We start from the raw sequence: 12,282 nt of genomic DNA, 5'->3' as shown, positions 1-12,282 counted from the left end.
CCCAGCGCGTCACCTGTGCCTTAACTTTATTGTTGACTAGCATGCGCGCCATGAAATGCAAGGCATTCCTCGTGGGGCGGCAATGATTTGTCTATGTAACAGAGTAATACCAACCCATGACAGCAAGGGCGCAGTGTGCCGGGGCGGGCTGTCATGTCCGCTGCGGCGCGCGCGCGCCGGGTGTCTTGAGCTTCGTCACGTAGGCGATGATGGCTGCGACCGGCTGGAAATATTCGGGCGGGATCTCGGAATCCAGAGGAAGCGTATAAAGGGCGCGAGCCAGGGGCGGGTTCGAGACCGTGGGCACCTTTGCGTCCTCGGCGGCATGCCGGATGCGTACCGCCAGCTCGTCGACCCCTTTGGCGACAACCTGTGGCGCGCCGCCCGAACCGTTCTCATACAGCAGCGCCACGGCATAATGTGTCGGGTTGGTGACGATGACCGTAGCCCTCTTGGCGGCCTGGATCATGCGTTGCCGCGACCGCTTGCGGCGGATCTGCTGCAGCCGTCCCTTCACCTTTGGATCGCCCTCGGCCTGGCGATGTTCTTCCTTGATGTCCTGAAAGCTCATCCGCAGCTTGCGGATCCGGTCGTGGCGCGTCCACAGCGTATCGAGAACTGCGATGACGCACTGCACGACAAGGACGACCAGCGTGGCATAGGCGAACCACGACACGAGTTCCGAGGCGAGGTGGGTGATCGTCCATCGCTCGGCCTCCGGCGCCACGCCAAGCGTTCCCTGCGCCACGCCGTAGAGAAGAAAGCCGAACACCGAGAATTTGACGATGCTCTTGAGCAGCTCGATCATGTTGTTGAGGCTGAAGATGCGTTGGAAACCCTTTATGGGCGACAGACGCATGATATCGGGGATAAGAGCTTCCGGACGGAACAGAAGCCTCGTCTGGAACAGGCTGCACATGATGGTCGCGGCGATGCTGGCCAGCACCAGCGGCGCCGCGAACCACGCTCCTTCAAGGCCCATTTGCAGGGTCACCCCATAAATCGACGCCATATCCGGTGGGATGCTGTCGAAATGGCCCATGATGCCGCCCATATGCGCGACGAACCTGCGCCCCGACGTGACGGCCGTCACGGTGGTGAAGACGAGCAGGAACGCGCCGAGCGCGACAAGCATCTGCACTTCGCGCGACTGGGCGACGTTACCTTCCTCACGCGCGGTCTGAAGCCTTTTGGCGGTCGGGGCCTGGCTCCGTTCGCCGGTCGATTCGTCAGCCATGCGCGCAGGTCCTCAGAGTCCGTTTTCAAACGGACGTTCAATGGTGCGGTGTGCCGGCGCCTATCCCGGGCAGGCCGACGAGAAGATCCCCCGCCCGTTCCTGCCAGACGCCTGTCATCACCTGGATGAGCATGGCCAGAAGCAGCACCCCGCCCAGCAACTGGGCCGGCATGGCGATGGAATAGACCTGGATCGCCGGCAAAAGCCGGTTCAGCACGCCAAGCATCGCGGGCCATAAGGTTCCGACCAGGACAAACGGCGCGGCCAGTTGCATCGCCAGGACGAAAGCCTGCGACGTGGCCTCCGTGACACTGCGCGCCATGTCGCCGACCATGGGCATATGCCCCGGCGGGAACAGGCTGTACGAGCCCGTGATGGCGGCCAGCGGCAGCACATAAAGGCCGGTCGACAGAAAAATGACCGGAATCAGCGACGACGCCATGTTGCTGATCGCCGTGTTTGACGCACCCAGTTCGGCATCCGGCTGGAGCACGCTGGACAGGCCGGTGAAAACGGCGATGATCTGCATGGCGATATTCAGCGCCAACGCGATAAGCCGCGCCAGCCATCCGATGAATGCGCCGCACAGAAGCTCGCCCGCGACGATCGCCACCGCCAGGGACGGCATATGCAAGGCGTCCCCGGAGACCTCCGCGAGATGATCCTGCACCACCGGCAGGATAACGAAGGTGGTGGACAGGGCAATCCCGGCCCTGACCACCATCGGGGACGTGGTCTCGCCCAGACCGGGCGCCGTCATGACCAGGGCGCTGACGCGACACAGGACGACCAGAAACATGGCGGCGAGAACGGCCACCGATCCGTCAAGGACAGACGGATGGCCCGTCATGCGCTCACGAGCCGCCAACCATGACCATCTGGTCGAAAATGAGGTGAGCATACGTATTCAGCGTGGAATACATGAACGACCCCGTCAGCAGCAGGGCGGCCATGGCCGCGGCGAACTTCGGCACGAAGGACAGCGTCGCCTCGCTCACCTGCGTCATGGCCTGAAACACCGAGACCAGCACGCCGGCGCACAGGGACGCCAGCAGCGACGGGGCCCCCATCTTCACGGCCACGATCAGGGTCTGGCGCAGCACCTCATGGATATCGACCGAATGATGCATAATACCAGTCCGCGCAATGAATGGCTGTTCGGTCGCAAGTCTCAGGCCCCCCCGATCATGGAGAACGGGTGGGGTCGGGCAAAGCCCGACTGTCCCGCCGGTGCGTGGTACGCGGGCCGCAGCCTCGGGCAGCGCCCGCAAATTCCTGAAATGCCCTGTCTACGTCCGGTCGGCGCTCTTAGATCGACATCCTCATGACGTCCTGATAGGCCTGAACGATGCGGTCCCTGATCGTCGTCACGGTTTGCAGGGTCAGCTTGGCTTCTTCGACCGACGTTGCGATGTCCGTCATGTTGCCCTGGCCGGACAGCCCGGCCGCGGTCTGCGCCTCGGCTGTCTTCCCCTGCGTGATCGCACCCTTGAGCGCGTTCTGCAGGGCGTCGCTGAACCCGGAGACGACATCGGAGGATTGCGTGCCCCCGTCGGTATCCTGCGTGTCGGTGGACGCCTGCATCGCCTTTTGCGTCAACCCGTAGGCGTTGACTGCATCGAGACCGCGTGTGGTGATGTCGTTTATCATCGTGTCCGCACCCTGTCCCTGGTGGTGTCAGCCGAGAGACCGCAAGCGCACTCCTGCCGATTATTCAAAGGGTCCATAACCTAGCCATTCAGCGATCACAAGGGGCCCGGCGCGGCTCGGCGCGGGCAACGGTCATGAACCCGTGCTGCCTGAGCTGGCGCCGGTGCTGGCGCTGGAGACGTTCGTCACGTCGGACAACGGAATATGCGCGTCGCCCATCTCCACTTCCATGTCGGACGCACCCTTCCCCACACCGGTGATGGTGCCGCTGATCGTAAACGGCACATCGGAGGTGGTACCGGAACCGCTGATCGTCTTGACCGCGACGCTGTAGGCGCCATCCGACAACTGGTTACCGTTATTGTCCGTTCCATCCCAGGTCCACGTGTTGGTGCCGTTGCTTGCCGAGGCAACGACGTCCTTGACGATCGTGCCGGCCGAGTTGGCCACGGCGATGGCAACCGTTTGCCCCGAGTTTCCTTTGAAGCTGAGCGAGGCGGACCCATTCTGGAGGGGCAGCGTCGTCGTGCTGGCGGTTGCCGTCTGGCCGACAAGGCCGGCGTCGGACGTCAGCTGGCTGCCCTCATTCAGCGAGATCAGGGAGGCGAGATTCTTGTTTGTCTGGACCTGCTGCTCCACCCCGGCAAACTGCGCGAGTTCCTGCGTAAAGGTGTCGGAACTCATGGGGCTGCTTGGGTCCTGATTTTTCAGCTGCGTCGTCAGCAGGGTCAGGAAGGTGGTGTAGTTGTCGGCCAGCGACGTCAGCGCCGCCGTCGAACCGCTTGCCGCCGCGCTCGAACTGCTGCTGACGGATGAATTCGCCGAACTCCTGGCAGAGGCCTCCGCCGCCCGGAGAAGCGCGTTTTCATTGGTGATGGCCGACGTGGTCATTCCCTCTTTCCCTTCCTGTCACTACGACCTTCATCCAGGTCATGCGGTAATGTTGATTCCAGGCCCGCCGTATGTCCGGCCAGGCCTTCTGGCCCCGTCGCCTACGTCAATGTCACCGCTTCCCTGGCCTGCGGAAATCCCCCCGGTGCGCCAGGGGCCGCCATCGGACGGTTGTCTGCCATTCTGCCCGCCCCCATTGCCGAGCGTCCCCCCGGAGAAACTTCCGTCATAGGCGGGTTGCCCGCCCGCCCCTGGGTCGTTGGCATTTCCGCCACTATTGCTGGCGTTTACGACATCGATCTTCAGATTGTGCGTCTCCATGCCGGTCGCGTCCAGTGCGGCGACCAGTTCATGCCTGTTGTTCGCCAGATGGCGGGCGGTCGCTTCATCCGCACTCTGAAGAACAACGCCCGTCGTGACACCGTCCGTCCCTTCAAGACGAACATGAACGGGGGTCGAATCGGCGGTCAGAACGGTCATGGAAACAGATGTCGGGCCACCGGCCTGGCGTAACAGGGAAGGGGACGCGATAACCTGGCCGCCCCCCATGTCAACGTCGCCATCCCCTTGGTTTCCGGTCCGATCCGGATGCGCGTCGGCGGCCTTCGTCTCGTGTGCGACGGAGAACGAACCGGGCTGGGGTATCCCGATGGAAAGGCCGATCGTGTTCGTGGTCCCGGCCGTTGCCTTCTGGCCGTCGCCTTCCGGCCCACGGTCGGAGGCGTTCGGATCTCCGGCCGTCCCGTTCTGGAGATTCGTTGCCGCCACAGTCTCCACCCCACCTGTCTGAGGCGGGGCGACACTGTATCCCGAGGGCGCCGCCGGATCGGAAGAGGCGGCCAGCGACGTCGGCCTGTCGCTCTGGCGGGAGGCCGCCATGGCGACGTTGCTGGCGGCGGTCGCCTGATCCTGCTGGGGCGGCATGGCCTGGGCGATGTCCTGCTGCGTCGTCTGGGCGCCCGCCGGGTCAGAGGCCGACACGGACGCCGCAGCGCCTCCGGATGGGTCACTGGCGGAAAATGCGCTGGAACCGGAATGGGCCGGGGACGAAGCCAGCCCGGTCGCCCTCGGCCGCGCATCTGTACCTGCCCTTGCCGCGTCGGCCACCAGCCCCGCAGCCTGCGTGGCTCTGGAGGGGGCCGGGACCTGGGGAGAAACCGTGCCGGCTGCCGCCGGCATGGTTTGAGCTCCATTCGATGCGGTGCTCAGCCCCGCAACCGCTTGAACGGGTGGGATCATGGCCCCGGCGGCATTCTGCGGCGCCTGGTCGGATGTTGCGCCGACGCCGGATGCCGCGGCGTTTCCTGAAGAAATCATGGGACCGGACGAGACCGACGCCGCCTGGAACTGTGGCGGGGTGGACGAAGCCGGCCTGGTTGCCGACCCCGGCGTGTCCGTTCCCGTGCCCGCAGTGCCTGCCGCCGGCCCGGCGCTGACCGCCATGGGACCGAACGAGGCCGACGCCGTCTGAAACTGTGGCAGGGCTGCGGAGGGGGCAGGGGCCTGGGAAAACTCGGCGCCGGCTCTCCCAGTGCCGGAATTCGTCGATGCCTCGCCTTGGCTCCCCTGCAAGGCCGGGGATGGTTGTGAGACAAAAAGAGCGGCGGCGGCTGCGATATCGCCCCAACTGGCGGTTCCGGACAGGGACGCGCTTGACGGCGTGTCCCCTGACGTCGTGTCGGACGTCTGGTTTCCAGCGTCCGATGAGCCGGCTTTGCCCGTCTGCGGCTGTCCCTGTGGTGCCGTGACCTGCACGGGCAGGCTCATCTGCATCAGGGCGATGGCCGGCCATGCCAGCGTGTTCCGTGCCTGCTGCTCGACCTTCCGCGCATCATGTGCCGACGATGTGGTGGAGATGGTGTCGGTCTGCTGGGAGGCTTGCGACGGCACGGCGCCCGGCAGCGCGCCGGCGCTGTCCGCCGCCGAGGGATCCGACGTGCTTGACGCGGCGGACGCTGCCCGGCCGTGTCCCTCATGGTCCCGCTTCGCGGTCAGGTCCTTGACGATCGTGCCAAAGGTTCCGCTGCCTCCGGCGCCCCGCTTCCGGGCGGTGCCGGACGAGGCGGGGGTTGCCGCCGCAGTCTTCTGCGGCGACACGGCAGGAAGCGGGGACGACAACGGCGTTGTCGGTGCCTGATTCTTAATGGTCGAAGGTCTCGCCACCGTAATACCCATCAGACACTCCAAGCTCCTGGCCGGGCTGCCGTCCGTTCAGGCCCCCACGGGTGAGTTCGATGACTCTGTCAGAGCGGCATCGAGCTCGCTAAACGACGGCATGAAAGCGTGCGGGATATCCTTGCGCCCGATTTCCGCACTGACCTGGGGCGGACTGCCCTGAAGATGCGCCACCAGAACAATTCTGATAATGTCCTGATAACGACCGTCCTGTATTACCACATTACGCATCCGTCCCGCCAGAGGGGCCACGACGCCATAGGACAAGAGCACACCAAGGAACGTACCGACAAGGGCTCCGCCGATCATCGCGCCCAGAACCGCGGGGGGCTTGCTGATCGAGGCCATCGTCTTGATGACGCCAAGAACGGCCGCCACAATGCCCAGCGCGGGCAATGCATCCGCAATGCTCTGAAGACAGTCCGAGATGTGCAGTTTTTCCGTAAGGTTCTTCTTCAGTTCACGGGCCATCACCTCGTCCAGCTGATAGGCATCCCCCATATTGAGACTGACCAGCCGCAGGTAGTCGCAGATCATGTTGCGGGTCTCGGCATCTTCACGGATGCCAGGGGCCAGTGCGAAGATGCTGCTGTCGTTCGGGTTCTCAATATGTTCCTCAAGGGCCATGTTGCCCTTGGCCTGTGCAAGGCGCATGAACCGGAAGAGCGTGACAAGCAGCTCGAAATAGGCGGCCTTGTCATAGCGCGCGCCTGTAAGCGTCAGCCTCAGGTAGCCGGGAGTCTGCTTGAGCGCCTCCTTGGAATTCCCCATCACGAATATCCCGACCGCCGACCCGACGATCGTGATCAGTTCGAAGGGCATGGATCGGATCAGGGGCGCCAGAGCTCCCCCGGAGCCCACGAACGAGCCGAAGACACAGAGCAGCGCAAAGACGAGCCCACCGATGAAAAGCATTTAGCAGTCTCCTCTTCCATCCACTTGTGCCGCGCAGCAAAAGCGCCATCTGCGGCAGTTCTCGGTCCTTCCCGCCAGATCATCCGGCGCCGCGCGGGATGATCCATGCCGTTGCGTGCCCGTCCATGTCTAATGCGGCGCTGTCTGTTTCGGCGCCATCTGTTTTGGCGTTCCAGGGCCGGCCGTCCCATCGGAGGGAGTGGGGGAGGCGGGCGTGACGCTGCCGGCGCCTGCCGCCGCCGGGGCGGCTGCGGTGGGGTCAGTGGGGCTGGGATATCGCCTGTGCAGGATAATCACGACCCTGCGGTTCCCCGCCGCCGCCGGATCGGATGGAATGGCCAGATCCCTGTCGGCGTGGCCCGAAACGTCAAGGATATTGCGGTCGGGGTAGCCGGACCGGACGAGGATTTTCCTGGCGTCATCGGCCCGGAGAGCGGACAGGGTCCAGTTGGACATGCTCCCTTTCTGGACGGTGCGATAGGGCGCCCCGTCGGTATAGCCGATAATGGATATGCGCTCGGGCAGGGGCGCCAGCCATCGTCCTATCTCGGCCAGCATCTGGTTGCCCAGACGGTTCGCCGTGGCCGCCCCCGGGTCGAACATCGAAGAATTATTCGCGTCCCGAAGCTCGATCCGGATGTCGTCCCTTTCGACGCGGACCGACATGTTGGAGGCCGCGTCACGGAGGACAGGACTCTGTTCGACCGCCTTCTGAAGGCCGGCGGCCATCTGCGCGATGCTTGCCTGTTCCGCAGCCGCGTCCGTCGTATTGTTCGCACCGATATAGCCCACGCCCTTGGCCGCGCCGCTCTGGGGGCCGCCGATCGGAACAATGGCCAGCGGCGACGGCGTGAGATCCGTGGCGATGCCGGGCGCCATGTCGTCGGCAGATCCGCCCCGAGGCGCTATCCGGGGGAAACCCTGCGCTTCGGGGTTCTCGTTCTGCTCCGTTTCCGACGTCTCGCCGTCCTGGACACGCCTGACCGACGTCCCTCCCGTCAAGGGCGAGGGCTGGGCGTCAAGCATCGCGTCCGTCGCTTGCAGATGCGCGCCCTGTTCGGCCATCGGGTTGAAGAACTGCGCGATGCCCTGGCGCTGCTCGTCCGTCGTCGCGTTGAGCAGCCACATGACAAGGAAGAACGCCATCAGGGCCGTCATGAAATCGCCATAGGCGATCTTCCACGCTCCGCCGTGGCGACTTTCCGTGTCCGTATCGTCTCGCCGGATGATGATGGGGCGGTTGTCGTTCTTCGCCATGTGGTGCTACCGCGGTCTCACGCGCCCTTGTATTGTGCCGTGCCGACGCGAGAGGACGGATTTCCGCGGAATGTGGCACGTCCCGCATGTGTCAGGCAGATGGACGTGTCCAGCCAGACCTCGCCGCCGATTTCGCGCCAGCGGCGGCAGAACGTGAAATCCTCGCTCAGAAATGTTCCGGTGTCGGGGTCGATGCTTCCATCGAACAGGGCGTAATGTTCGCCCCCCGTCTCACCTGCCGCGTCAATCCGGCGATACGCCGTTTCGGGATAGCTCTTGGCCATCATGGCGATCGCCCGCCGGCTTATCATCATGAACCCCGTGCCTGCGAAATGGGTCTTGATGAGGGGGCCTTTCTCCCATGTCTGGTGCATGGCCTCCGTTTCCCCGACATAGCGCAGGGACGCGCTGTCCTGCGTTTCGCCGCGCAGCACGTTTTCCTGGGTCGTCTTGTCCCAGAACCGGTCCTTGATCGGGTACATGCCCGCAATGACATCCTTGCCGGCGGCCAGAAGCCGCGCGGGGGCTTCCGCCGGGAATCCGATGTCGGCATCAATGAAAAGGATATGGGAGGCATCCGACAACGTCAGGAACTTGTGCAGCAGGGTATTACGCGCCCGGCTTATCATCGCGTCGTCGCCGAGCAGCGAGAGCGTCATGGGAACCCGCAGCACGCCCGCGCACGCAACGACGGATTCCATATATTCCTGCGTCACCACGCCACCGAAGCAGGGCGTGGCGACAAATATCTTCGCATCCGGCTGCTGTGTCTGTTGCATGCACTTTCCTAATCGCTCATGGCCATAGGGATAATCGGGTTGCATCCGGCCTGATCACATTCCGCCCCTGCCAGAAAGCGATAGCGGGCGCATGCCAGTTTCTCAAGGGCGAAACGTGAGCAGGACCCGCCGGACCGTCTTCGAGAGATAGATATCCGTGGTGACGGCATCAATAATGACCGTTGCAAGACTATGCGGCGGCAATATTGTTTCGTCGTGACAGATCGTCGATCTCGGCCTGCTCCCGGCGGCCGCGGGCCTCCCTTTCATCCTCCAGCCGCCTGTCCAGGATCGTCTGCGCCGCCTTCAGGACCGCATTGGCCCGCACCAGCGTCTCGCGTGCCTGGTCGGATACCTGACGGGCGGCGTGCAGGGCCTGCTCGGCGCGTTTGACGGCGTCCTCGCCGGCGGGCAGCCACAGGCGGAAATCATCCAGCGACGTCTGTCCGCAGGATGCTTCGCGCTGCTCGCGTTCTATCACCGCGCGGCACCGCGCCACATCGGCCGCGGCCGCATGCTCCTCGGCCATCGCCTGGGCCAGCACGGCGCGCGCGCGGTCGACTTCCGTCTTCCGCAGGCGGATCAGGGCGTGCAACGTTCGCGTCCGGCTGTCGGTCACGATGTTTCATGCAACGAGAGGACGCCGCGCAGAGCATCAAAGCTTTCGGCAATCGTGGCGTTCTCGCCGCGTGACTGCTTCAGGACGTCTTCAATGGCCGGTGCGACACGGACCGCCTTGTCGACTTTCGGGTCGTTGCCAGATCGGTAGGCCCCAAGGCGGACCATGTCCTGCATCTCCTCCCACGTTGCCAGGTCGGCGCGCGCCTCCTGGACGAGGATGTTCTCCTCGGCGGAATTGCACCCGGGAACGGTCCGCGACAGGGAACGCAGAACATTGATGGCGGGGTATCGGCCGGCCTCCGCGATCCGGCGTTCCAGGACGACATGTCCGTCAAGAATGCCGCGCACCGCATCGGCGATCGGTTCGTTGTGGTCATCGCCCTCGACCAGGACCGAGAACATGGCCGTGATCTGGCCGGCCTTGCCGTTCGGGCCGACGGGGCCCGGGCCGGCGCGCTCCAGCAGGCGGGGCAGTTCGGCGAATACGCTGGGCGGGTAGCCGCGGGTGGCGGGGGGCTCGCCGGACGACAGGCCAATCTCGCGCAGGGCCTGACAGAACCGGGTGACGCTGTCCATGAGCATGAGGACCGACTTGCCCTGGTCCCTGAAATATTCGGCGGCGGCCATGGCGGCGTAGGCCGCTTCCCGGCGCATCAGCGGCGACGTGTCGGATGTGGCGACGACGACGACCGATTTGGCCAGCCCTTCGGGGCCCAGATCGTCCTCGACGAATTCCCTGACCTCCCGTCCTCGCTCTCCGACCAGGGCAATCACGGCCACGTCGCAGTCCGTATTGCGGGCGAGCATGCCCAGAAGGGTGGATTTTCCGACGCCGGAGCCGGCAAACAGGCCAAGCCTCTGCCCCTCGCGGCACGTCGTGAACAGATTGAGCGCCCGCACGCCCAGGTCGATGCGCGGGCCAAGACGCGCCCTGAGCGCCGCATCGGGCGGCGGCGCATGCAGCCTCTGCGGCGTGCCGTCGGGCGGCAATGGCCCTTTGCCGTCCATGGGCCTGCCCATGGGATCGACGACGCGCCCCTGCCAGGACCCGTTGATGCTCAGCGTTCCACCGGCCCGGCGGCGTCTCTGCGTCTGGTCGAACAGATGGAAAACGGCCCGGCAGCCCGACCCGATGCCCTCCAGCGAGCCATAGGGCATGGCGATCGCCGTGTCGTCGCGGAAGGCGACAATCTCGGCCCCGGTCTCACGCCCGTCCAGGCCGAAGATCGTCACGCGATCGCCCACGCCGGTGAAGTCCCGCAGGCCGCTGAGGGAAACGGACAGTCCGGAAAGTCCGGTCACGCGCCCTTCAAGGATTCCGACAGGGACATCATGACGCGGCTCGGCCACGGCATGCCGGATCGCCGCCAGAATATCCGGCAGAGCGGACGCGGCCCCGATGGACGGCGAGGGCGGGGGGGCCTGCGTGCTTATCGTTGGGGATGACATGCTGCGGTCATGGCGTCAGGTCGGACATGCCGGTACATGGCATCCCGCTCAACCCGTATCCTAGAACAGCCCGGAGTAGATGCTTCCCGTCGATGTCGAGGAACTGCTCGTGTCGAACAACGCCAGGATCCCTTCGTCGCTGGTGTCGCCTCCGAACAGATCCATCAGGCTGGCCGGCTTGTCCGGCGTCTGAGGATTGATCTGCAGCATGGCGAGATACCGCTCGGCATATTGCTGGATTTCCTGGGGGGTCGACAGAGTCTTCAAATCAACCTTGTTCTGCAGCAGGCGGACCTGCTGGCTATAGTCCAGCGCCCCGAATTCATCGGGGTTATAGCCGGAAACCGTCTCCACGACATTCAGCAGGGTGGGGTCCGACATCACCTGCGACAGTGTGGTGACGCCGCTCATCTTGCGCGTAAAATAGAGCGCGTTGCCGACCCCGTTGTCCTGATTGCTGCTGCTGTTCTCGAACTGGCGCTCCTGGAACATCGTGACGATCGAACTGATCGTATCCGACGTAAAGGGCGTCGTGCTGGCCGTCCCGTCGTTCTGGCCCCACGTCGTGAAGGCGTCGGCAAAGGCCAGCCATGTCGCATTGGCGGATTTCTTGGCAAGCGACGTGGACGATGTCGGGTCCTGCGTCAGCAGGTCCTTGATGAGCGCGGTCTCTGTGGAAATGGAGCTGAGATTATAGGCGCCGAGTACAACCTGCAGCGCCGAATAGTTCTTCAGAAGACCATCGACGGATGTGATCGAGGGCGCAGCCTTCTCGAACGCGGCCACCTCGTTTTTGGTCGTGGCGTCGGCCTTCGCATAATTCGCGGCCGCGGTCTCTTCATCCTTTTGGGCGCTGATATACGCGGCTACCGGAGAGATGCTGCTGAGGGCCATCGGTCCAATCCTTCATTCGTGACCACGACAGACAGGACACGACATTCCACTGAAAATCAGTATACGGCTTCCCACGCCCATTACCATACAGATCCAGCCGATGGAATAAAGGCCCCAGGGCACGGTCGCATGCATGGGTGCACGGCGAATACCGCGCCCCTCAGAGCCTGTTTGAAAATGCGCGCTGGCGGCGATCCGACGCGCGTTTTCTGCGCTCCGATGCTCACGGCCGACAAGGCCGCTCCGCTTCGGTGCTCAAAAACACACGCCGGGCGCTTCACTGCGTTTCGCTCTCGCGCAAGGGCCCACATTTTCAAACAGGCTTGTCTTATGCATTCCGTGTCGCTGCGTGCGACAAAGGACTGATTTTTCCGGGGTGGCCACCCCGGAAAAATCAGGAAGGGGACGGGTCGG

Annotated in this window: 12 protein-coding genes; all 12 read right to left on the bottom strand. The window is 64.2% G+C overall.

The window, feature by feature from the left end; translation table 11 throughout:
* Nucleotides 1–151: 151 nt before the first annotated feature.
* The 12 genes from HLH21_RS15470 to HLH21_RS15415 all read right to left on the bottom strand — a co-directional run bounded on the left by HLH21_RS15470 (nt 152) and on the right by HLH21_RS15415 (nt 11,868).
* Nucleotides 152–1,237: an EscU/YscU/HrcU family type III secretion system export apparatus switch protein gene (locus tag HLH21_RS15470; RefSeq protein WP_182944657.1), complete on the bottom strand. Its 1,086-nt coding sequence runs from the start codon at nt 1,235–1,237 to the stop codon at nt 152–154.
* A gap of 37 nt (nt 1,238–1,274) precedes the next feature.
* Nucleotides 1,275–2,087, bottom strand: coding sequence for a flagellar biosynthetic protein FliR (locus tag HLH21_RS15465; RefSeq protein ID WP_182944656.1), 813 nt, complete (start codon nt 2,085–2,087; stop codon nt 1,275–1,277).
* 4 nt (nt 2,088–2,091) lie between these two features.
* Complete coding sequence (locus tag HLH21_RS15460; protein ID WP_182944655.1) at nt 2,092–2,367, bottom strand: flagellar biosynthetic protein FliQ; 276 nt, start codon at nt 2,365–2,367, stop codon at nt 2,092–2,094.
* Nucleotides 2,368–2,545: 178 nt separating this feature from the next.
* Complete coding sequence (locus HLH21_RS15455) at nt 2,546–2,887, bottom strand: flagellar hook-basal body complex protein FliE (RefSeq protein WP_182944654.1); 342 nt, start codon at nt 2,885–2,887, stop codon at nt 2,546–2,548.
* A gap of 132 nt (nt 2,888–3,019) precedes the next feature.
* Nucleotides 3,020–3,778 carry a flagellar hook assembly protein FlgD gene (locus HLH21_RS15450; protein WP_182944653.1) on the bottom strand — a complete coding sequence of 253 codons (759 nt, stop codon included), beginning with the start codon at nt 3,776–3,778 and terminating at the stop codon, nt 3,020–3,022.
* A gap of 39 nt (nt 3,779–3,817) precedes the next feature.
* Nucleotides 3,818–5,953 carry a hypothetical protein gene (locus HLH21_RS15445; RefSeq protein ID WP_182944652.1) on the bottom strand — a complete coding sequence of 712 codons (2,136 nt, stop codon included), beginning with the start codon at nt 5,951–5,953 and terminating at the stop codon, nt 3,818–3,820.
* 36 nt (nt 5,954–5,989) lie between these two features.
* Nucleotides 5,990–6,868, bottom strand: a complete 879-nt coding sequence (gene motA, locus HLH21_RS15440) for a flagellar motor stator protein MotA (RefSeq protein WP_182944651.1) — start codon at nt 6,866–6,868, stop codon at nt 5,990–5,992.
* 129 nt (nt 6,869–6,997) lie between these two features.
* Nucleotides 6,998–8,125: a flagellar motor protein MotB gene (locus HLH21_RS15435; RefSeq protein ID WP_182944650.1), complete on the bottom strand. Its 1,128-nt coding sequence runs from the start codon at nt 8,123–8,125 to the stop codon at nt 6,998–7,000.
* 17 nt (nt 8,126–8,142) lie between these two features.
* Nucleotides 8,143–8,904: a hypothetical protein gene (locus HLH21_RS15430; protein ID WP_182944649.1), complete on the bottom strand. Its 762-nt coding sequence runs from the start codon at nt 8,902–8,904 to the stop codon at nt 8,143–8,145.
* 190 nt (nt 8,905–9,094) lie between these two features.
* Nucleotides 9,095–9,523 (bottom strand): flagellar FliJ family protein, encoded by a 429-nt coding sequence (locus HLH21_RS15425; RefSeq protein ID WP_182944648.1) that lies wholly within the window; start codon nt 9,521–9,523, stop codon nt 9,095–9,097.
* On the bottom strand, nt 9,520–10,887 hold the full coding sequence (gene fliI / locus HLH21_RS15420) for a flagellar protein export ATPase FliI (protein WP_264811709.1): 1,368 nt from the start codon (nt 10,885–10,887) through the stop codon (nt 9,520–9,522). Before fliI ends, HLH21_RS15425 begins: the two co-directional genes overlap by 4 nt.
* Nucleotides 10,888–11,034: 147 nt before the next feature.
* Nucleotides 11,035–11,868: a DUF1217 domain-containing protein gene (locus tag HLH21_RS15415; protein WP_182944646.1), complete on the bottom strand. Its 834-nt coding sequence runs from the start codon at nt 11,866–11,868 to the stop codon at nt 11,035–11,037.
* Nucleotides 11,869–12,282 lie beyond the last annotated feature (414 nt).

Source organism: Gluconacetobacter johannae (assembly GCF_014174305.1).
Lineage (GTDB): Bacteria > Pseudomonadota > Alphaproteobacteria > Acetobacterales > Acetobacteraceae > Gluconacetobacter > Gluconacetobacter johannae.
The sequence above is the reverse complement of the archived record's forward strand: the minus strand, read 5'-3'. Positions and strand labels throughout refer to the sequence as shown.